Annotated in this window: 17 protein-coding genes and 1 tRNA gene; 9 read left to right on the top strand and 9 right to left on the bottom strand. The window is 57.8% G+C overall.

The features are described 5' to 3' along the window. Positions 1–29: 29 nt before the first annotated feature. The 3 genes from A6F69_RS01650 to A6F69_RS01640 form a co-directional block, all read right to left on the bottom strand. Positions 30–1,316 (bottom strand): amidohydrolase family protein, encoded by a 1,287-nt coding sequence (locus A6F69_RS01650; RefSeq protein WP_067596661.1) that lies wholly within the window; start codon positions 1,314–1,316, stop codon positions 30–32. Beyond that, the gene (locus tag A6F69_RS01645) at positions 1,313–2,707 is read right to left on the bottom strand and encodes an amidohydrolase (RefSeq protein WP_245638264.1); all 1,395 of its coding nucleotides are present in this window, start codon (positions 2,705–2,707) and stop codon (positions 1,313–1,315) included. Before A6F69_RS01645 ends, A6F69_RS01650 begins: the two co-directional genes overlap by 4 nt. Before the next feature lie 68 nt (positions 2,708–2,775). Then, positions 2,776–4,425, bottom strand: coding sequence for a peptide MFS transporter (locus A6F69_RS01640; RefSeq protein ID WP_083984630.1), 1,650 nt, complete (start codon positions 4,423–4,425; stop codon positions 2,776–2,778). Positions 4,426–4,612: 187 nt separating this feature from the next. Here A6F69_RS01640 and A6F69_RS01635 point away from each other — a divergent pair, with 187 nt between their 5' ends. The 8 genes from A6F69_RS01635 to A6F69_RS01600 all read left to right on the top strand — a co-directional run bounded on the left by A6F69_RS01635 (position 4,613) and on the right by A6F69_RS01600 (position 10,803). Next, positions 4,613–4,951, top strand: a complete 339-nt coding sequence (locus A6F69_RS01635) for a GntR family transcriptional regulator (RefSeq protein WP_067596659.1) — start codon at positions 4,613–4,615, stop codon at positions 4,949–4,951. Between the two features lie 184 nt (positions 4,952–5,135). Beyond that, positions 5,136–5,417 (top strand): integration host factor subunit beta, encoded by a 282-nt coding sequence (locus A6F69_RS01630; RefSeq protein ID WP_067596657.1) that lies wholly within the window; start codon positions 5,136–5,138, stop codon positions 5,415–5,417. Between the two features lie 90 nt (positions 5,418–5,507). Beyond that, positions 5,508–5,594: transfer RNA gene (locus A6F69_RS01625), tRNA-Leu, on the top strand. 176 nt (positions 5,595–5,770) lie between these two features. Next, on the top strand, positions 5,771–6,445 hold the full coding sequence (locus A6F69_RS01620) for a PilZ domain-containing protein (RefSeq protein ID WP_245638263.1): 675 nt from the start codon (positions 5,771–5,773) through the stop codon (positions 6,443–6,445). Positions 6,446–6,532: 87 nt separating this feature from the next. Continuing rightward, a complete protein-coding gene (locus tag A6F69_RS01615; RefSeq protein WP_067602203.1) occupies positions 6,533–8,104 on the top strand; it encodes an NAD(P)/FAD-dependent oxidoreductase in 1,572 nt (523 codons plus the stop codon). Positions 8,105–8,171: 67 nt separating this feature from the next. After that, a complete protein-coding gene (locus A6F69_RS01610) occupies positions 8,172–8,531 on the top strand; it encodes a GtrA family protein (RefSeq protein ID WP_169816529.1) in 360 nt (119 codons plus the stop codon). Between the two features lie 80 nt (positions 8,532–8,611). Next, complete coding sequence (locus A6F69_RS01605) at positions 8,612–9,025, top strand: GtrA family protein (protein WP_067596653.1); 414 nt, start codon at positions 8,612–8,614, stop codon at positions 9,023–9,025. Continuing rightward, positions 9,025–10,803: a hypothetical protein gene (locus A6F69_RS01600; RefSeq protein ID WP_083984628.1), complete on the top strand. Its 1,779-nt coding sequence runs from the start codon at positions 9,025–9,027 to the stop codon at positions 10,801–10,803. Before A6F69_RS01605 ends, A6F69_RS01600 begins: the two co-directional genes overlap by 1 nt. A gap of 12 nt (positions 10,804–10,815) precedes the next feature. Here A6F69_RS01600 and msrB read toward each other — a convergent pair whose 3' ends face one another. The 4 genes from msrB to A6F69_RS01580 form a co-directional block, all read right to left on the bottom strand. Next, entirely contained in the window at positions 10,816–11,337 is a 522-nt protein-coding gene (gene msrB, locus A6F69_RS01595) for a peptide-methionine (R)-S-oxide reductase MsrB (protein ID WP_245638262.1), read from the bottom strand. Between the two features lie 57 nt (positions 11,338–11,394). Then, positions 11,395–12,735, bottom strand: a complete 1,341-nt coding sequence (locus tag A6F69_RS01590) for a cytochrome P450 (protein ID WP_067596649.1) — start codon at positions 12,733–12,735, stop codon at positions 11,395–11,397. A gap of 120 nt (positions 12,736–12,855) precedes the next feature. Continuing rightward, positions 12,856–14,145: an ABC transporter permease gene (locus A6F69_RS01585; protein ID WP_067596647.1), complete on the bottom strand. Its 1,290-nt coding sequence runs from the start codon at positions 14,143–14,145 to the stop codon at positions 12,856–12,858. Further along, positions 14,142–15,134, bottom strand: a complete 993-nt coding sequence (locus tag A6F69_RS01580) for an ABC transporter ATP-binding protein (protein ID WP_245638312.1) — start codon at positions 15,132–15,134, stop codon at positions 14,142–14,144. Before A6F69_RS01580 ends, A6F69_RS01585 begins: the two co-directional genes overlap by 4 nt. 51 nt (positions 15,135–15,185) lie before the next feature. Between A6F69_RS01580 and queG the strand changes: the two genes are divergently transcribed. Next, entirely contained in the window at positions 15,186–16,247 is a 1,062-nt protein-coding gene (queG, locus tag A6F69_RS01575; protein ID WP_067596644.1) for a tRNA epoxyqueuosine(34) reductase QueG, read from the top strand. On the opposite strand, the gene A6F69_RS01570 is transcribed toward queG, so the two are convergent. Both A6F69_RS01570 and A6F69_RS01565 read right to left on the bottom strand, forming a co-directional pair. Beyond that, positions 16,231–17,460 (bottom strand): NAD(P)/FAD-dependent oxidoreductase, encoded by a 1,230-nt coding sequence (locus A6F69_RS01570; RefSeq protein WP_067596643.1) that lies wholly within the window; start codon positions 17,458–17,460, stop codon positions 16,231–16,233. The two genes, queG and A6F69_RS01570, sit on opposite strands and share 17 nt — an antisense overlap. 59 nt (positions 17,461–17,519) lie before the next feature. Then, positions 17,520–22,214 (bottom strand): NAD-glutamate dehydrogenase domain-containing protein, encoded by a 4,695-nt coding sequence (locus A6F69_RS01565; RefSeq protein ID WP_067596642.1) that lies wholly within the window; start codon positions 22,212–22,214, stop codon positions 17,520–17,522. Positions 22,215–22,220: the final 6 nt, after the last annotated feature.

The raw sequence follows: 22,220 nt of genomic DNA, 5'->3' as shown, positions 1-22,220 counted from the left end.
CGCGCTTGGCAAGCGCGCGCTTGGGATAACTACCAATCGTATGCTTTCGGCCGGTCGCTTTCGTCGAGGTCACGATAGCGCTCGCGCAAGCGCGTCTGGTGACTTTCCAGTGGAACTTCGACGCCATCAATGAAGACGCGCAAAGCTGCGCTGGATACCTCGAGCGGGTCACCATCCCACACCACCAGATCGCCTACAGCGCCAGGCGCCAATACGCCCATCTGACCGTTCATCCCGATGGCTTCCGCAGGAGCAGAACTGATCGATGCGAAGGCTTCACCCCACGTCAGTCCGCTGGCGCGCGGCATCCGCGAAAGTGCCACCAGATTACCGGCATATTGCCGGTACATATGTGTGAAACGCGCGGTGGAGGCATTGAATGCCACCTCAACCCCGGCCGCGTGCATCCGGCCAATGTTGCTTTGAGTAGAAGCCAGCTGCTCGAAACGTTCGGGCAAATCCTGCAAGCTTTCAGCAATGACCGGGATTCCCGCGGCAGCGATCTCGCTTGCAACCATCCAGCCCTCGGTCGCTCCAACCAGTACCAGATCAAGTCGCGGAAATTCTTCGGCAAGCGCAATCACCGCTCGAATGTCCGAGGCGCGGTGAGCAAGCACCAGCAATGGCTGGCGCCCGCCAATCACGGGGCCCAGCGCTTCGGCATCGGCCCGTGTAAGCAGATTGTCTTCTCCGCTCCAGCGCCCGGCGGCAAAATCAGTTGCTTCACGCAAGGCATTGCGCAGCTCGACATGGCTTGCGGTGCGGCTGCCGCCGGCAATTCGCGCGCCGCTTTCCGACAGCGTCACCATTTGGAACGCACGGGGCTTCATCACAACGTCACCATTGCCCGACGTATCGATAATCGCGCCTTGCCCGGCGAAGATCGAGTTGGAATTGCCCGGCGCAACCACGGCCCGGGTAATGCCGTTCGTGCGGGCAACCAGAATGTGCTGAGAGACCGGGTTGATCGCAGGTGCCACATCCAGCGCTGCATTGAAACGCGAACTGCTGGCGCTGATATCATTGCTGGATTGGACCGCGCTAACATCAACCAGACCCAAGTCGGTGACCGCGGCGACTAGCCCGGCGGAGACCCAGGTTCCGCTGCCATCCAGCGTCGGAATGCCTCCCGGCACATTCACATCCGCACCAACATCAATGACCCTGCCATTGCGAACGACGACCGTAGCGTTTTCGATTGGCGCGCTGCCATCTCCGGTGGCAATTGTTGCGCCTGTTATGGCGAGGTCCTGCGCTGCGGCGGGAACGGTGAGAGCGAGCGCAGCGGTGGCGCCGAGAAATGTCTGACGGATCATTTCACATCTCCTTCACCTGGTTGGCCAAGCTCGAAGTCGCTGACAGGCCTGCGCTTGGGATCATACGCGTCGAACATCAGTGCGCCATCGACCCACACTTTCTCAGGCCGCGAGTAGACGGACAGTGGATCGCCATTCCACAATACAACATCGGCCATTTTGCCTGGCTCCAGACTGCCGGTCATTTTGTCGATGCCCATCGCGGTCGCTGCGTTCAGAGTGATCCAGCGGATCACTTCGCCATCGGGAATGTCGATCCCCATGCGCTCGCCGGCGGCCTGAGCCTTGGCTGCTTCCTGGTTCAGGCGCTGGATATCCTGATCGCTGTCAGAGTGGATAACTACGCAGGCGCCCGCTTGATGCAGTAAGGCCCCGTTCTCTGGGATCGCATCATAGCTTTCCATCTTGAAACCGTACCAATCGGCCCAGATCGCGCTGCACACGCCATTTTCGCGCAGCAGATCACCAATCTTGTAACTCTCAACGGCGTGGTGGAACGCGGTGACGCGGTATCCCATTTCCTTCGCCATATCCATCACAAGCGCCATTTCATCGGCGCGGTAGCAATGGTTGTGGACCAGGATTTCTCCATCAAGCACGCCCGCCATTGTTTCATTAGCGAGGTCACGCTTCCGGTCTTCATCGCCAGCCCAGGCAATCACGTCGAGCCACTTCTGGCGGTTCGTCGCAAAATTGCCCATTCGCGTCGACGGCTGGCGGTTCCGGCCGCCATAAACGCGCTTCGGGTTTTCCCCGCAAGCCATCTTCATGCCGTAAGGAGCTCCGGGAAATTTCATGCCCTGCACTGTGCGCGAATAGACATTCTTGAGCGTGACAGTGCGCCCACCCACGAGGTTGGCCGATCCGGGCAGGATTTGCAGCGCAGTTACGCCGCCGTTGGCCAGTGCGCGGCTGAATCCGGGGTCCTGCGGCCAGACCGAATGCTCTGCCCAGACATCGGGTGTAGTAGGCGCGGTGGCTTCGTTACCGTCAGAATGCGCAGGAACCGAAGGTGACGGATAGTTACCCAAGTGAGAGTGAATATCGATGATGCCCGGCGTCACATATTTGCCGGTCCCGTCGATCACGGTGTAACCGCTGGTGTCCAGACCGCTGCCTACAGCTTCCACCCTGCCATCTCGGAAGAGGACGGTGGTGTCAGCGAATTCGCGGCCTGTGCCATCAAACACGGTTGCACCTACCAGCGCGGTCGGCACACCCGGATAAGGACGATAAGTGCTGGGATAGGGGTTCTTGTCGAACTCGGCGGTTACCGGGAAGGAGTCTTGCCCACCTGTATCCGCCAATGCCTGACTGCTGCCGGTCGTGGCGCAGGCGGCCAGCGCCAGTGCGCTCCCCATACCTGCGAGTGCGCGCATTACGCCTGTCATGCGTATCCCCTTGCTAAAATGGTTGCGGGGCCCCGACGCATGCCGAGGCCCCCAATTCTTGCTCTTGATTAGTTAGACGAGCGAGTGGCCGGATGTATCCCGCCCTCTTGCGCTTCGAGGCCAGCTTCTGCGACGCCTTCGAGCGCTTCATCATCCTTGAGCGTATCGAGGTGCATCAGGCGCTTGATCAGCGGGCTGATCACGATAACCGCCACACCGACACCAACCGTGATCCAGCCAATCTGGCTGTAGACCGCAAGCACGGTTTCCTTGGCTGCGCCCTCGCCTGATGCGGCTTCGGAACCGGTCGCGGCCGCGATCAGTCCGGCAACGAAATTGCCGGTCGCCGATGCGAAGAACCATGTGCCCATGATCAGCGATGCCATATGCGCAGGAGCCAGCCTGTTCATGGCTGAGAGTCCGACCGGCGAGAGGCAAAGCTCACCCGTGGTGTGCAGCAGATAGATAAGGAAGATGAAGATGACCGGTGTCATATTCTCCATGCCTACTGAGTTTGCGCCAAGCACCAGCACAAGGAAACCAGCACCCAACTGGATCAGTGCCAATCCGAATTTCGCAGGCGTTGAGGGTTCCAGGCCTTTCTTTGCGAGCCAGGTCCACAGCCCTGCGAACAACGGCGCAAGCATGATGATGTAGATCGGATTGATCGACTGGAAGATCGAGGCAGAGACACCCTGACGGTCGACATAGCGGTCAGTGAACAGGTTCAGCGATGAACCCGCTTGCTCGAACAATGCCCAGAACAAGACCGAACCGATGATCAGGAACATGGCTGCGAAGATCCGGTCGCGGTCGTGGCCACCAATCTTGATCGCCTCCCATACAACGTATGCCACGAGGGCAAGTCCGAACACACCCAGTATCGTTCCAACGATCGCCTGATTCTGAACCAGCCACCACGTAACGCCGACGGCTGCGAAGCCGATAATGTATAGTACCCATTCGAACTTCATGCCCATGAATGGCGCTTCGAGTTTCTCCGGCACAGTGCTTTCACCTTTGCCCAGCAGCAGCGGTTTGAACACGATGAAGACGATGAGGCCCAGCAGCATGCCGATGCCGGCCGCGCCAAAGCCGTATGCCCAGCCATAGGTCTGGCCAAGGTAACCGGCGATGATCGTGCCGACGGCTGCACCAACGTTAATGCCCATGTAGAAGATGGTGTACGCACCGTCGCGGCGGATGTCGGTGCGCGGGTACAGCTGCCCCACGATGACCGAGATGTTTGCCTTCAGGAACCCCGAACCGACAATGATGAACGCGAGCGCGGCCCAGAAAACATCGATCATGGGGTTGTTCTGAAAGCCGGTCCCCGCTTCGCCTTCGAATGCCATCAAGAAGTGACCGATGGTCAAAAGCACGGCACCAAACAGTACGGCTTTGCGCTGGCCCAGGTAACGATCAGCCAGATACCCGCCTAGAACCGGGGCGATATACACAAGCGCTGTGTAGGCGCCGTAGATGACTGAGGCTTTTTCATCGTTGAAGAGCCAGTGCTGTGTCAGATAGAAAATCAGCAAGGCGCGCATGCCGTAATAGGAGAAACGCTCCCACATCTCGGCAAAGAATAAGACGAACAGCCCCTTGGGATGTCCGGCAAATTCCTCATTCTTGGACGTTACGATTGTAGCGCCGCCAATTAGCAGCAGCACCAGAAACGTCGCCGCGATGGCAACGATGATTTCTTCAAGTGTCATGAACGACCCTCCCCGTGGAGCTCATTGATTGGCCCGCGACCCAGCGGGCTTTAGGCGGCGCACCCTAGCGGCTCAATCTTGCATGTGAAGCATTTGTTTCAAGCGAAACCGCTTTTGTTGCTCTGCATCGGGAACTTGACGCGCATGACTGTGTTATGGCAGTGAAGCACTAATCGCGAGGGAAAACATGAGCCAGAACCGACCCGTCTATCTGAAGCTGCGCGATCAAATCGCAGCTGCCATTATTGAAGGCCGCTATGCCGAAGGTGCGATGCTGCCGTCTGTGCGTGCGCTGGCCGCTGAAGAAGGTGCCAATCCGCTCACGGTGGCCAAAGCATATCAGCAGTTCCAGAACGATGGTCTGGTTGAGGTTCAGCGCGGCGTAGGCATGTATGTGGTCGACGGCGCGGCTGATCGCCTGCGTAGTCAGGAACGGCAGAATTTTCTCGATAAGGAATGGCCCGAAATTCGTGCGCGCATGAAACGACTTGGGATCAATCCGGCCGAACTCGCTCAAAGCGCCTGAACAAGCGTAGGGCAGTCTAAATAGCTGTCTGGATTCGCGAAAACTCTCCCGCGTCGCTTGCGGAATCCGCGATTTGCTGTACCTTGATTCACTGGGGCTGAAGCTTCCTCTCGGGTCGGGGAGGCTTTGCGGTGGGGTACACCCCAAAATTGCGGCTGCCGCCTAGCGCGGCTGGGAGAGAAAAATGATTAGATCCGAATTGCTGCAGGCGCTTCATCAGGACAATCCGGAACTGCGCGCTGAAGAAATCGAACAAGTGGTGGACATCTTCTTTGATGAAATATCCGACAGGCTTGCTGAGGGCGGGCGCGTGGAGCTGCGCGGATTTGGTGCTTTCTCTACGCGTGAGCGTGAAGCGCGCGTCGGGCGCAATCCGCGCACTGGCGAGGCGGTTGAAGTTCCTGCCAAGCGTGTGCCGTATTTCAAAGCTGGCAAGGACATGCGCAAGCGCTTGAACGACGAGTAACGGTCTTCCTACTCTCAAAGTCTCAAATCCGTTGCCGCGGCTAAGCGGTATCGCTATGCGCTGCCTCCGCATGGTCAGTACGCGGCCTGCGCGGGTGTGGCGGAATGGTAGACGCCGGGGACTTAAAATCCCCTGATCCTATAGATCGTGTGGGTTCGAGTCCCACCACCCGCACCAGCTTCAATTGCCCTGCTGACTTGCGACAGCCTCCGTCACCGAAAACTGTATCGATACCGGGGCATTTGTGCCTGTGTTTTGGCGTGATGCCCTGACGTCATTGCTGCAAGCTTTAGCGTTAGCTCCGTCTTAACCCCTATTCGCGTAGGTCCCCCTTATAAACTGTGGCCGGTTAGATGCGTTTCAGCGCGGCCAAATCGGGACGCAGAAGTCAGGGGTATGCAGCAATGGATCAGGCGGCCTTGAAGCCGGACGCAGGATTTGAGACGGTGGAGCCGGCGGAGCAACGCGCGGCCCGTCGGTATTCCCTGCTTATACGACCAGCCAAACTGGTATCGCCGCAGGGTGAATTCATCTGCGTGTTGCGAGATGTATCGCGCACCGGGGTAAGCGCGAAGCTGTTCCACAAACTGCCCCGCTGCGAAGAGTACACTTTGGAGATGCAGAACGGCCAGGCCTACCAAATGGCCAAAGTGTGGGAGCGCGATGGCGAGGCGGGCTTCGCTTTTTCCAGCCAGGTGGATATCGGCACTCTGATAGCCGAGCCAAGCAACTTTCCGAAGCGTGGATTGCGTTTAGATCTGAGTTTTCCGATCACTATTTCAGCAGCATCGGTTGCGCATATGGCATTTGTCGAGAATTTCTCTCAGCAAGGCGCCCGCTTGGTTTGCAGCGGAAAACTGGCGATCGATCAGAGTGTTATGATCGAAGGCGATAATTTGCGAGCAATTCGCGCCAAAGTGCGTTGGAGGCGCGGGGACTGCTATGGCATCGTCTTTGATGACACTTTCTCATTGCGCGATTTTGCTCAATTGGTCGCGCAGATGCAGTGCCCGGTTCTGTTTGAGTAGATTTCGGCGTGAATTCCTGCGCAGTGCTAACTCGGCGTTAACCAATTTCCTTCACTCCACGGTCTGTAACCGTTAACGGGGGAATTGATGGAAAACCCTGCTTCCAAAGGCCATGCCGCAGTGGATGTGGATGTCGCAATTATCGGAGCTGGTCCAGCTGGGCTGACCGCCGGCTATTTGCTGACAAAGCAAGGCAAATCAGTCGCAATTATCGAAAAAGACGCGACCTACGTTGGCGGTATCAGCCGCACGGTCGAGCATGAGGGCTACCGCTTCGATATTGGCGGACACCGTTTCTTTTCGAAGAGCCAGCAAGTCGTGGACTTGTGGAACGAGATCCTGCCGGACGACTTCATTCAGCGCCCGCGGATGAGCCGCATCTATTACGAAGGCAAATTTTACAGCTATCCGCTGCGCGCGTTTGAGGCCCTGTGGAATCTGGGCATTCTGCGCTCCACCGTCTGCATGGCCAGCTATCTTCGCTACAAGCTTTTTCCGATCAAGGACGTCAAAAGCTTTGAAGACTGGACCACCAATCAGTTTGGCAAGAAGCTCTATTCGATCTTTTTCAAGACCTATACCGAGAAGGTGTGGGGCATGCCGTGCAATGAAATGAGCGCGGATTGGGCAGCACAGCGCATCAAGGGCTTGTCGCTCTGGAATGCGGTGACTGACGGGCTGAAGCGTTCGCTTGGCCTGAACAAGAAACCCAATGACGGGCAGGAAGTAAAAACCCTGCTTGAGACCTTCCGCTATCCGCGGCTTGGCCCGGGCATGATGTGGGACGCAGCGCGTGACAAGATCATCGCCACGGGCAAAGGCCAGGTGTTGATGGGTCATGCGCTCAAGCAACTTGCCAGCGACGGCAACGGCGGATGGTCTATGACTGCCGACGGACCCGAAGGCGAAATTCAGATCCGGGCGAAACATGCGCTCAGCTCCGCACCGATGCGCGAACTGGCCGCGCGTCTGCATCCGCTGCCTGAAAGTTCGCTTCAGGCTAAGGGTTTGAAGTATCGCGATTTCCTGACGGTTGCGCTCATGGTCAAGTCCGAAGACCTGTTCCCGGACAATTGGATATACATCCATGACGACCGTGTGCAGGTGGGGCGTGTGCAGAATTTCCGCAGCTGGTCGCCTGAAATGGTGCCAGACGAAGACATGGCATGCGTCGGTCTTGAATATTTCTGTTTTGAAGGTGACGGGCTTTGGTCGTCATCGGATCAGGATCTGGTCGAGCAGGCCACTCGGGAAATGGAAATTCTGGGCCTGTGTGACCCGGCCCGCGTGATGAGCGGGGCGGTTGTCCGTCAGGAAAAGGCCTATCCTGTATATGATGACGAGTACGAGGCGAACGTTGAGGCACTGCGCGTTGAGCTCGAACAGAAGCACCCGACTTTGCATCTGGTTGGTCGCAACGGCATGCACCGCTACAACAATCAGGATCACGCGATGATGACCGCGATGCTGACAGTTGAAAATATCATTGCCGGGGAACGCCTGTACGATACCTGGTGTGTCAACGAAGATGCGGAGTATCACGAAGCGGGCGACGAAGGCGACGATAACGCCATCGGGGCACGCGAAGTGAGCAAGGATCAGGCCGCAGCTTTGCAGTCGGTGCGGGACGTGCCAGAACGGATCAAGAAATCAGCTTGATGCAAAGGGAACGACGCTGAGAAAACTCGTCGCTTCGTTATTTGAATGGCGTCTGGCCCGTTACGGTGTGGCAAGCGCGAGCGGTACAGCTATCGATCTCGCGAGCTTGTGGTTGTTGTATTCCATGGGTGTAGGTGCAGGTTTGGCCGCCGCAACAGGGTATGCGCTCGGCACCGCTGCACATTGGTTTGTCTCAAGCCGATTTGTTTTCCCGGATCGTCTTGCGAACGTTGGTCTTAAGCGTGGCTGGCAGCAAGTGCTGTTTGTCGTATCGGCCATATGCGGAATCGCCATGACCGGAGTGATTGTTGATTGGGGTGTTACGGCAGGTGCCCCACTATGGCTGGCCAAGGGTGCGGCCATGGCAGCGAGCTTCTTGGCAGTGTTTCTCATGCGGCTGACAATCGTATTCCGCGCGCGCAAATAAGACAGCCACTTCGCGAATTGTTAACCTTGTTTTGCAAGAGCTTGCTTCTGCGCTAACCTGCGTGTCCTTGGGGGGTACGGGTGATTTCCTTTCTTGCCAAACTGCGCGACGTCCGCTTGATCCGCTACGGCTTTGCCAGCGTGGGCGCTCTCGCTGTTGATGTTGGCGTATTCCTGGCCCTGTTGGCCGCGAACGTCGTAGCGGCGCCAGCTTCGGCGTTTGGTTATACCTTTGGTATAATTGCGCATTGGTTGCTGTCGAGCCGCAAGGTGTTCCAGGACAAGGTTGCGCACGGCGGCAAGGCCAGAACCTGGCAGAAAACCCTCTTTGTGATTTCGGCCTTATTGGGCCTTGGCCTGACCACAGCGATTGTAGGCGGCGCTGACTATGCCGGATTTGATCCGCGTTTGGCCAAACTTGTTGCCATCGTCGCCAGCTTCACGCTGACCTATGTGCTGCGGAGCAAAGTCGTGTTCCAGCACGGTAAAGACTGATGATGCGTGAAGACCGCAGACTGCGGAGTGGTCAAACCCCGACATTCAGCATCATCCTTGCGTGGTTCCTTGCGAGTGCAATCTTGCTCGCCATCGGGGCACCGCAGATCGTTGCAGGGCAGTATCATGGGCCTGACGATGCCTTGCGGATGGTGCAGGTGCGCGATCTTCTGGCGGGCCAGGGGTGGTATGACTTGCACCAATACAGGATGACTCCGCCAGACGGTACATTGATGCATTGGTCGCGCCTCGTCGATGTGCCGATTGCCGCCCTGGTGCTGTTCTTTTCATTGTTTCTAGAACCCCCCATGGCGGAGCGGGTCACAATGGTGGTCCTGCCGTTGTTTGCGCTGCTGCTGACCATGCTGGTTACCGGTCGCCTCGCCTGGAGACTGTTTGACCGCAAAACCGCGTTTATCGCGTGCCTTGTCATGCTGCTGCTGCCGGTGATCGTGAACCAGTTCAAACCGATGCGGATCGATCACCACGCATGGCAAATCCTGACAGTTGCGATGGCCGTCTGGGGCATTTCCTGGCGGAAACCCGGGCAAGGCGGGGCGATGGCCGGATTGGCAATGGCGGCGGGTTTGATGATCTCGATGGAGGTCATATTCATTTCTGCCGGCTTTGGTCTGATCCTGGCCATGAGGTGGCTCAGGGATCAAAGCGCACGCTGGTGGCTGGTGAGTTACTTGCAGGCCCTTGCTTTGGGAATGGTCGTCTTGTTCGCCGCCACGCGGGGATGGGTGGATCTGGCGCAGCATTGTGACGCGATCTCGCTTGCTCATCTGGGCTTCTTTGTGATTGTCGCGCTTGGGGCAGGTTCGCTGGCTGTGCCGAGCGCAATTCCGCGCATCCCCTTGATTGTCGGTTTGGGTGTTTCCGGGGTCTTGGGTCTGTCTTTCTTCACCTGGCTTGCCCCGCACTGTCTGGCATTGCCATTTTCCGAACTTGATCCGCTGGTTAGGGAGTTTTGGTACCTTAACGTTCTGGAGGGCAGGCCAGTTTGGTTCGCACCCCCTGTAAATGCGGTTGCAGCAATTGCGCAGCCGTTGTTTGCCATTCTGATCGCGCTTTATCTGGCGCTTCAGAACAGGGCCTGGCTGCGAGAGTGGTGGTTCGAGTATGCTGCCCTGTTGCTGATCGCCTACATTGGTGGCTTGCTCACTATCAGATCAATCGCCTTCGCCAGCATTCTGGCAGCTATTCCGATAGGCTGGTTTGTTGTGCGCATGATCGATCGTTGGCGTGCCTATAAAACCCTGTTGCCGAAACTAGGTGTGGCGATTGTGCTTTATTTCGTCCTGCTACCGGCTTTCCCGCTTGTCTTGAAGAACGCGCTCACGCCCGAAGAGGAGCCGGGCGAAGTCGGCGTATTATTCTCCGAAACGAAGTGCGATCTGGCGACCAATGTCGGGCGATTGAACGCGGTCCAGGCGGGGAGTGTGTTTGCTCCACTCGATATGGGTGCGCCACTACTTTACCAGACACACCATAGTGTGGTCGCCTCAGGCCACCATCGCACGCCCTTTGCCATGCGCGATGTTATCGCAGGATTTGTGGGAACGCCCGAGGATGCAAGGCTAGCCATTGATCGGCACCGCGCCGATTATGTTTTCATGTGCAGCGACCTGCTTGAGCCGCGTAATTTCAGCCGCCGCGGAGGCGAGGAATCTCTCGCTACCCGGTTGATCCGCGATGATCCGCCGCAATGGCTTGAGCGGGTGGATCTGGGTGGGCCGGACGAGTTCCGGCTTTGGCGGGTCGTGCGCGACTAAGTGGCTGCGCGATTAGGCCGGCTTGAAGTCCATCGCGATACCATTGATGCAGTGACGTTTGCCAGTAGGCGGCGGCCCATCTCCAAAAATATGGCCCAGATGACCGCCGCAATCGGCACAGTGCACTTCAGTTCGCGGAAATCCGAGCTTGTAGTCGACCGATGTTCCGACCGCATTTGGCTCGGCTCGATAGAATGCAGGCCAGCCAGTACCGCTTTCGTATTTGGTCTCGGATGAATAAATCAGATTGTCGCAGCCAGCGCAGTGATAGGTACCATCACGCTTTTCGTCGTTCAGTGGCGATGTGAAGCTGCGTTCGGTACCGGCCTCGCGCAGAATATAGAATTCGTCCTTGGTCAATCGACGCCGCCACTCGGCTTCGCTGAGCTGAAACGGGAAATCTTTCGCCTGCGCTGGCGACGTGCCACAAGCGGCCAGCACCGGCACAGCGGCACCGGCGCTCAGTCCGATCAGAACACGGCGGCGATCTGCGTTGGATTTCAGCTTCATCTCAGTCCCATCTTGTCTGCTCATGTAGGTATATACGGCAGGACAAGCGGTTTGGTTTCAGTCTCGGCCGATATGCACCGATCAAAACTGAGTGATTTCGACTTCCAGCTTGCGGAAGCCGTGCACGAAATTGGCGCGCACTCGCTCAATGTCGCCTGCGACATGAACGCGCATCCGGCGTTTGTGCATTTCTTCCAGCAAAACCCGCAATTGCAACTCTGCCAGCCGCGCGCCGACGCAGCGGTGAATGCCATAACCAAACGCGATATGGCGGCGCGCATTCTCACGCTCAATGTCCAGCTTGTCAGGGTTGTCGAATACTTCTTCGTCGCGGTTGGCCGACAGATACCATAGGACAACCTTGTCGCCTTTCTTGATCTGCTGACCAAAGACCTCGGTGTCTTCGGTGCAAGTGCGCCGCATATGTGCCAGTGGTGTCTGCATGCGCAGGATTTCCTGAACGGCATTGGGAATCAACTCAGGCTTCTGCTCGTAAAGTTTGCGCTGGTCCGGATTCTTGTCGAGCTGGTAAATGATGCCGCTCATCGAATTGCGGGTCGTGTCATTGCCGCCGACGATCAACAGTATCAAATTGCCCATGAATTCCTGCGGGCTCATCTGATTCATCGCGTCCGAATGAATCATCATCGAAATCAGATCGTCGCCGGGTTCCTTGTCGTGGGTCCGCTCGATCCACAGCGACTGGAAATAGGCGCCCATTTCGTTGAGAATTTCCCAGCGGATTTCATCCAGCTCGCGCACCGTCGCAAGCTCTGTATCACCTGACCAGTCAGACCAGAATGTCAGTAGGCGGCGGTCTTCCCAGGGGAAGCCGAACAGGATCGCCAGCATCCCAGTCGTCAACTCGATCGAGACCTTGTCGACCCAGTCGAAAACCTCACCGCGAGGCAAAGAGTCGAGCAGTTCGCCGGTCCGCTGACGAATCTCGCCTTCCATCTCGGCCATGCCGCTGGGTGTAAACTTGGGGGCGACAGTGCGGCGTTGACCGGTGTGCTGCGGCCGGTCCATGGCGATGAACATAGGCAACTCACGACGCTCTTCGATGCCGCGGGCGGCCATTTCTTCATCGCTCAACCGCTCTAGAATCGTGATCCCGCCGTATTCCCAACTGGAAGAGAATGTTTCTGGCAACGCTTCGATATGCTGAATCGCCTTGTGGCCGACTACTGCCCAATAGGGCCCGAACGGACTATCGGGAATATAGTGGAGTGGGCCCGCATCCCGCATTTCCTTGAAGATTGGCTGCCATCTGTTCTCAACGTAGATGTCGCTCCGGCTTACATCCCATTTATGGGTGTGCTCCAACGCGTCCTCGGGATGCTCCGCGAAATGCTGTTTCAGCGCTTCGTAAGCGGATGGGGATCTGCGCACTTCGGGGCGCTGCGGAGCAATTGTAGCCATTTTTCTCTCCTGCGCAGGCGACTCGTCGAGCCGCCCGTCGTTTCTTTTTTCATCCTGCTCTTATTGACAGCGTTGTCAATAGTCAGTTGCGATTTGCGACCTACTCTCGCCGTTCGGGTGTCAGTTCTGCCGGGCAAAACGCAGTTTAAGCCGCTCTCCAATGCCGCGTTTGGGCCCGCCCCCACCTGACTTCATCACCCGTTTGCGGAAGAGCTTTGCGCCAAGGCGGACGAATATCGCGACCCACATTGCCTGATACGCCAACGCGCCGATCAGCGGCAGAATCTCGGGATATTGAGCAGCGCGTGCTGTCATCGCGAAGGGTGAACTTAGCGGGAAGAGGATTGCGGCCAGTTCTAGCCATACGGTGCCACTGAACAGTGTGAACATGCAGAAGAAGAAAATGAACAGCTGCAGCATGGTAACCGGCATGGACAACGTCTGCACTTCGCGCACTGTGCTGGCGAGCGCTCCAATCGCAAGGAAGATCGAGCCTATCAGCAGATAACCCATTGAAAAATTGATCACGAACATCAGCGTGAACAACGGCCATCCAATCGCAGGCGTAGGCATGCCGGTAATCGTTGCCTGCACATCGCCCACGTCCCCGGCAATCCCGATGAAAACGGCAATCGCGCTGAACCACACCATTATTCCGACTAATGAAACGGCCAGCATCGCGAACAGCTTGCCCAGGAAAACTGCGTCCATAGGCAGCGCTGCAGCCAGAATTTCGATGATCTTGTTGGCCTTTTCTTCCACCAGATTTGAAAGCACCATACCTGCAAGCAGCATCATCAGGAGAAACAGCAGCGTCATCGAAAGCTGCGCAGTGTCCTGCCGCTCGTCTCTGACCTTGGTGCCGCTAACCTGAGAAATCTCGGTCTCAAGCGCAGGATAGGAGATTTCCTGCTTACCTTGCGCAATCGCCAAATGCATTGCCACAAAGCCGCGCCAGGCGTTCATCTGTTCGCGCGGCGCAACGAGCTTGGGCGAATCCAGTGTGCCCATCAGCACCGCGCCATAGCGCCCCGTGTTGTCTGCCAGCATTTCTTGCGGATCGAGTTCCTTGTAGCCTTCGGCCCGATCAAAAAAGTAGAAATGCGGGATTCGCGCCGGTCCCAGTTCGTCTTCGATCTGCCTATGCGCGGCGCGGATTGCGTCCATATCCTCGCGAGGCATTTGCATCGCGATCCGGGCTTGATTCGATTGCTCTGCAGCTGCCGCGCCAAGCCCGCCGGATGCCAACCCGATGATCAACGGGAAAATCGGCCCCAGAAGGAAGAACAGGAAGCTTCGGCTGAACAGAATTGCTACAAAGTCGCGTCGGGCGACCACGAAAGCCGCCTGTACTGTCGAGAGTCGCGAATTCTGGTGAGAGGTGATGGGAGGGGGAGCTGCTTTGCTCATTGCCTGCCCTCCTGCGCCTTTTCCTCGTCCATAGCTCGCGCGGCGGCTTCACCTGCGATCGACACAAAGGCATCATGCAAGCCGGCCCGCTCGATAGACAAAGATTCAATGCCCGCTTCGCCTTCGATCAACTGTTTGAGCAAGGGCTCAATCCCGGTTTCGGGGAGCGGAAAGTGGAAGAAGTCACCTTCGCGTCGGGTGTCTGGTGGCAAGGCAGCGGTCCACGCCCCTTCGCGTTGATGCGTCTCAAGCCGGACCTGCGCAGGAATCCGGTCACGCGCCGCTTCCACGCTGCCGGCATAGGGAACCTTCCCGCCCGCAATGATGGCCACACCTTCGCAAAGCCGCTCTGCATGGTGGATGACGTGAGTCGAGAAAATGACCGTTACGCCATTGTCTGCCAGCTCGCGGATCATTCGCTCCAGCTTGCCCTGATTGATCGCATCGAGCCCGCTGAATGGTTCGTCCAGCACTACCAGGCGAGGTTGATGCACCAGCGTGCCGAGCAATTGCACAGTCTGCGCCATGCCTTTTGAAAGCTGACGGATCTGGCGGTCAGCAGCATGGCCCAGATCATGCCGCTCGAGCAGTTCGCGCCCTCGGGCGCGTCCTTCGGCTAACGGCAAGCCGCGCAATGCGCCCATGAAAGCGATGGCTTCGACAGCCTTCATGGCAGGGTACAGCCCGCGCTCTTCGGGTAAATAGCCAATCAGTCGTCCGATATCGTGCGGGTGATCATGACCGAACACACGCCGAATGCCTTCGTCTGGGTCGATGATTCCCAAAAGCATGCGCAAAGTTGTGGTCTTGCCCGCGCCATTGGGCCCTAAAATGCCGTAGATCGCGCCTTGTGGGATCGAGATATCGACCCCGTCAACGGCGGTCGTGCCGTCAAACCGTTTGACCAGCCCGCGCGCTTCAATCGCAAGAGGCGCGTCAGCACCGGCGTGAGCTGCATTGCCCGCAGGGGCGTGATCGCTTACCGACATGTCCATGGCTGCCCTGTTAACCGTCAGGGCTAAACGGGAGCAACCCCAAGCGTGGTTAACGCCGCTTCAAAATCGGACCTGAAGGCACGCATTGCGGCTGAAGCGGAGCGTCTGGGCTTTGCCGCGTTCGGCGTGACTGATGCGACGGACGATCCGCTACGCGCAAAGCGGCTGCATCAATGGCTTGGTGCCGGACATCACGCTTCGATGGAGTGGATGGAAACGCGCGCCGATGTAAGGCACGGGCCGCAATCGTTGTGGCCGGAGGCAAAAAGCGTCATCGCGCTGGGCATGAGCTATGCCCCTGCCGATGACCCGCTGGCTCTTGAGGCGCATCCGGAAAAGGCGCGCATCTCCGTCTATGCACGCGGCAAGGATTATCACGATACGGTCAAGAAGAAGCTCAAAGCATTGGCGCGCTGGATGGTCGAGCACGAGCCTGATAACGAGCTAAAGGTCTTTGTAGATACCGCGCCGGTGATGGAAAAGCCGCTGGGCGAAGCAGCTGGAATCGGCTGGCAAGGCAAGCACACCAACCTGGTCAGTTGTTCGCATGGCAATTGGTTGTTTCTGGGCGCGATCTACACAACGCTTGAGCTGAAGCCGGATAATCCACATTCGGATCGTTGTGGATCATGCAAAGCCTGTCAGGTGGCGTGTCCAACTGACGCTTTCCCGGCGCCGTATCAACTGGATGCCCGGCGTTGCATTTCGTATCTTACGATTGAGCACAAAGGCCCGATTGCGGAGGAGTTTCGTGAGGCATTGGGCAACCGGATTTATGGCTGCGATGACTGTCTGGCCGTTTGCCCGTGGAACAAGTTTGCAGAAACTGCGGCGTCAAATCGGGATTTTCTTCCCCGCGCGGAACTTGTGGCCCCCCGCCTGAATGAGCTGCTGGACTTGAACGACGCTGGCTTTCGCCAACTGTTCTCAGGCTCTCCAATCAAGCGGATCGGGCGCGACAGGTTCATCCGCAACTGCCTCTATGCGGCGGGAAACAGTGGCGATGCTACATTGCTGGCGCATGCAGAGGCGTTACAAAATGACCCGAATCCGGCGGTTGCCGATGCAGCCCGCTGGGCGATCACCAAGCTCAGAGCAGTTCCTTGAGCGGCACTTCCGGATCGGCGAGCAAATCCAGATCAACGTCATCTACCTGATTTTCAAGCAGCTTACGCCCTTGAACATAATCCTTGGTGTTGTTGACGCAGTCGAATGCAATCGGCCTGCCTTCCTTGAGGTATACGATACTGAACTTGCGCTCTGCTGGATCACCGCGAACCATCGTCTGGTCATAGTCGATTGACAGACCGGCGGTCTGCAACTTCAAATCATACTGGTTGGACCAGAACCACGGCAGCGCGTGATACGGCTGCTTGTCACCCATGATTGCGCGCGCGGCTGTGTTCGCCATGTCATTGGCGTTCTGGACCGACTCCAGCCGGATGATCGCCTGACCAGCATAGGGGTTCGCATGCGCGGCACAGTCACCGATTGCATAGATGTCGTCGAGCGTGGTGCGGCAGAATTCATCCACGTCAACTCCGTTTGATCCTGCAGCGCCCGCCGCGATCAGCGGGCCGACAGCTGGCACGATCCCGATTCCAACGATCACGGCGTCACAGGGGATGACTTCACCATCGGCCAGCTTGACACCCGTGACCTGACTGTCTTCGCCTTCGATGGCTTCAACCGCTGTTTCCAGCCGCACATCCACGCCGTGTGCGCGGTGCTCTGACTCTATGAATCGTGAAAGTTCTTCGCCGGCGACACGTGCCAATACTCGCGGTAGTGCCTCCAGCAGTGTTACCTCACAATCGAGCTTGCGCAGCACGGCGGCTGCCTCCAGCCCGATATAGCCACCGCCGATCACGACGAAACGTCGCGCGCCAGATTCAAGCTGCGCCATGATCATATCAACATCGCGCCGGTCGCGCACGGCGTGCACCCCTTTGAGGTTCGCACCGGGGCATGAGAGCCTGCGCGGATCGCCCCCGCCCGCCCAGATCAGCTTGCGATAACCGATTCGTGCGCCATCGCTCAGAACCACCTCGTGCGCCATCCAGTCAATGTCACTGACCATTGCGCCCAAGCGGATTTCAATACCCTTGCCTGACCAGAACTTTTCAGGCCTGATCATGATCCGCTCAAACGGCTTGTCGCCCGCTAGATATTCCTTCGACAGCGGCGGCCGCTCATAAGGCGGATAGGCATCGCGCCCCAACATCAGGATTGAATCCTCGTGTCCTTGCTGTCGCAAAGCAATTGCTGCTTGCGCCCCGCCATGACCCGTTCCCACAATGACAATGTCTGCACTATCCATAAGGCGCAGGGCTTGCCGCAAAACGCGGCAAGGTCAAGTGCCGGTGTGCCGGCGGCGCCTTAGCGCTCGAGCAGATTTCGCGCCTGGATGGCAATCTGCGCCAGAACGGCCGGGGCGACCGGCGTATGCAATTGAGCGCGTCCGATCATGGAGCGGAACTGCGACACCGACGCCTCATGGTTGCTGAGCCATTGCTCGACAGCAACAGCCGGACCCGACTTGCGATTTGCGCGGCGACGCAGGAAATCCAATCGCATATGCTGGAAATCGCGCGCAAGGCCGTTGACCAGCAAGCGTTCCCACGGATCCGATGGCGCCATGTCCTCTGCGGTTTGCTGCGCCCAGTCCAGACCCAGCTTGGAGCCAAGCTGGGTGAATGCTTCAGTCAGGACTTCCGGTGAAATCCCGCTGTCGCGGGCCAGCCCAGCCAACCCGATTGAGCCATCAACTTCAAACAGATGCACAACTTTGCCAGCGGCGGCTTTTGGCGCACCCAGTTCGACAAAATGCTGGCAAAGTTCGGCCGAGCGTTCGCGCGCGGTTTCCGTCAGCAGATCGCCCGAATGCTTTTCCAGCTGACCGATCCCTTTCGTCAGAGAATTGATCAGCTCACTCGGAGCGAATCCGGTGCCTCCGTGGCGCAAGAGATCCGCCATGTGCGAACTCATCGCTGCCGCAGTTCGCTCTAGCAGCTTGAGCCGCGCGGTCTCCGGCATATCACCGCTCTCGATCGCCTGCCAGATCTGGTCCATCTCCAGCAGCTCTTCGATGACAACGAAGCTTGCGGCGATTTGGGCCAGACTTACACCTTCCTCTTCGGCCAGTTCGAAAGGATGGATCAAGCCCAGGCGGTTGATCATGCGGTTGGCAAGCTTGGTCGCGATCAGTTCGTCGCGCAATTGGTGGGTGAGGATCTGCTTGCGGAAATCCTTTTGCAGCGCTGCCGGGAAGGCTTCGATCAGCATTGGCTCCAGCGCCTTGTCGCCGATCCAGTCGGCTGCCTCTATTGCGTCTTGCAGAACCAGCTTGGCTGAAGACAACAGCACAGCCAACTCTGGCCGGGTCAGGCCTTTGCCTTCGCTTGCGCGGCGCGAATAGGTTTCGTGGTCAGCCAAACCTTCGGTCTTGCGGTCCAACGCATCCATTTCCTCGAGCTTCTCGATCAGCCGAACATGCGATGCGGTTGCCTTGACGCCTCCCATTTGAGCGATGGACAATGCCAGTGCCTGAAGCCTGTTGTCCTCAAGCACGATGTCAGACACTTCGTCCGTCATTTGCTCAAGCAGCTTGTTGCGCTTCTTTGCAGACAGCTTTCCGCCTTGTTGCGCGGCTGCCAGTGCAATCTTGATATTCACTTCATTGTCAGAACAATCGACGCCGGCGGAATTATCGATGAAGTCTGTGTTGATACGCCCACCGCAAAGCGCAAAGGCAATGCGCCCTGCCTGCGTCACCCCAAGGTTGGCGCCTTCACCAATAACTTTTGCGCGGACATCGCCCGCATTCACCCGCAACGCATCGTTTGCTGGATCGCCCACTACTGCGTTGTTCTCTGATTCTGCCTTGATGTAGGTGCCGATTCCTCCAAACCAGATCAGATCAACCGGGCTTTTCAAGATCGCGCTGATCAGGGTATCGGGGTCGAGTTCGTCCTCCTCAATGCCCAGCACTTCGCGCGCCTGCTTTGATAGTTTGATCGACTTTGCGCTGCGCGGATAGACACCGCCGCCCTTGGATATCAACTCGGCATTGTAATCATCCCAGCTTGAGCTGGGCAGATCATATATCCGCTGCCGCTCTTTCCAGCTTTTGGACGGATCCGGATCCGGGTCGATAAAGATATGGCGGTGGTCAAACGCTGCAACCAGCTTGATCGCCTTCGACAGCAGCATGCCATTGCCGAACACATCGCCTGACATGTCGCCGCAGCCGACTACGCGCACCGGGTCCTTCTGGACATCCGTGCCCATTTCCAGGAAATGCCGCTGAACTGACACCCATGCGCCCTTCGCAGTGATGCCCATCGCCTTGTGGTCATAGCCGTTCGAACCGCCGCTGGCGAAAGCGTCGCCTAGCCAGAAATCACGGCTTTCCGCTATGCCATTGGCTATGTCTGAGAAGCGCGCGGTGCCTTTGTCCGCTGCCACAACGAAGTAGGGGTCTTTGCCATCAAGGATACGCACATTGTCTGGGTGGGCGACTTTGCCGCCGGACAGATTGTCTGTGATCGACAGCAAAGTGCGGATGAATATTTCGTAGCTCGCCTGACCTTCGGCGGCCCAGGCTTCGCGATCCTTTTGCGGAGATGGCAGCTGCTTGGGATAGAATCCGCCTTTCGCGCCAGAAGGAACGATTACCGCATTCTTCACTTTCTGCGCTTTCATGAGACCAAGGATTTCCGTGCGGAAATCATCGCGGCGATCTGACCAACGCAGGCCTCCACGTGCAATCGGGCCAGCGCGCAGGTGGATTCCTTCGACCCGGCGTGAATAGACGAATATCTCGCGCCATGGCACCGGCTTGGGCAGATTGGGGACCAGCGAGGAATCGATCTTGAACGCCAGCGCTTCGTCGCTTGCACTTGCAAATGCATTGGTGCGCAGGATTGCTTCGACCAAGGCAACATAGAGCCGTAGCAAGCGGTCATCGTTGATGGCTGAGACCTTGCTCAGACCTCTGCGAATGCTGTCCCTTGCCTGTTTGGCCGCATCATCGCGGCCGTTGCCGAACTTTGGATCGTTCAGGGCCCGGAACAGGCCAATGATGTCGCGCGTGACCTGAGCGGCACGGGTGAGCGCGTCAACGACGGTATATATCGTAAAGCTCATTCCCGCCTGACGCAGATAACGGTAAAATGCGCGCAGCCAGTTGGCCTCATTCGCGAACAGACCGGTTTCGATCACCAGGCGGTTGAACGGGTCATCCTCATTTTCGCCGCTCAAGACTCCAGCGATAGCGTCCTCGATGATCTCGGCGCGATCCAGAAGGCCTTCAGTCTCTCCGCCGTCTTTCAGCGCGAGCGTGAAATCGTGGATTGTCCCAAGCTCACCTCCCTCAAGTGATGTGGGCATCTCGGTGAGCACCCGGAAGCCGAAGTTTTCGAGCGCCGGGACCGCGTCAGAAAGCGGTAGTGCACCCTCTTCCTGATAAACCTTCAGCCGCAGTCGATCACTGGCGTCGTCTGGTAGACGGCACAGGCGGGCATCCCGCTGACGGCTGTCGCTGGCCCCGATCTTCCGCAGGCGCTGGATATCGGTTGCTGCTTCGCGCGCGCCGTAATGATTGCGATAGCCGACAGGAAATGCCGGCGCGTATCGGCTTGCGATCGCTGCCGCACGAGACGCATCTTCGCTTTCGGCAAGGTGCCGCTCAACCGCTTCGTTCCAGCCGCGCAGCATGTCTTGCAAACGCGTTTCCAGCGCGCCTTCGTCCAATGTTGATTTAGCGTCGCGGATATCCAGTACAAAGCGCAGCATGGCCAGATTGCCGCCTTCGATATCGAGGCTCCAATCGAGCATTTCGGTGCCATCGATCTCGGTCAGCATCGACTGAATTTGCTCGCGCACCTTGGTCGAATGCAGATCACGCGGAAACCAGACGAAAGCAAAAACGTGCCGCTCCAGGGGGGCTTGGACCAGCGCCAGGCGTGGACGCGGGCGATCCACAAGGCTCATCATGGTCGTAGCGACGCGTTCTGAGTCAGCAGATTCAAACCCGATTAGCAGATCGTGCGGCAACGCGGTAAATGCGTGGACCAATGCCTTGTCGGCGTGACCGCCCGGATGAAAGCCAAGCCGGGCGGAGATCTCGCTCATAGACCGACGCAGACACGGCACCTTGTGAGGGGGGCTGGCCAAGGCGGCGCTGGTCCAGACGCCTGCATGGATGGAAATAGCGGTGAGCTTTCCGTCTTCGCGCACCGGAACCATGAAAAGGTCCAGAGGCACGCGGCGATGGACATTGGCGACTCTGTTGGCTTTCACGATCAGGATATCGCAGGGACGCCCGGCAGCGCCCTCATCTTCAAACCATTTGAAGGCGCGTTCATAAGAACTGTCGGCCAGCAACTGACGCGCGCTCTTGCGGCAAATCCCCAGCATATTTGCGTGGCTACCATCCCGCTTGCGCGTCAGATGTCCAAGCTGCGTCAGCATGCCTGAATTGAACCATTCGAGCAGCGCGACATTTTCGTCATTGCCCAAACGCTCCGCATCTTCGGCCATTACCGCCTGTAGTCTGGGCCAATCCTCTACTGCTCCACGCACATCGCCCAAAGTCGTGCGCAGCCGGCGCTCAAGCTCTCGCCGCTGGCGTGCATCAACCCGTTCAGTCTCGATGTAGATCATCGATTCGCGAGGTGCGGCCTTGGCATCTTGGCCATGAGGAAGACCTGTTAGCCTGCCTGCTATGCTGCGCTTGACCGGGATGATCGGATGGACCAATCGGTCAATCGAAAGGCCTTGATCCGAAATCGTCGCAGCGATTGAATCGACCAGAAACGGCATATCGTCATTTATGATCGCGATGCGCAAGAAACGGCGATCACCCGCGATTGAAACCATACCCAGCGCACTGCGCTTTTCTTCGCGCTCGCGCGCTGTGTCGAACACAAACTGCGCGGCTTTCTTTAGCGATGAAGGTTTGAAAGGCGTATCGCCGGGCAGGATCGATTCGCGCATGTGGCGCGCGATGTTCTTCACCATATCGTCAGCTGCAGTTTTCCCGCCCGAGCTGGCACTAGTCTTGGCCGCCATAGTCCT

The sequence above is a fragment of the Altererythrobacter ishigakiensis genome, assembly GCF_001663155.1.
Classification (GTDB): Bacteria; Pseudomonadota; Alphaproteobacteria; order Sphingomonadales; family Sphingomonadaceae; genus Erythrobacter; species Erythrobacter ishigakiensis.
This window is presented reverse-complemented; position numbering and strand designations above follow the sequence as displayed.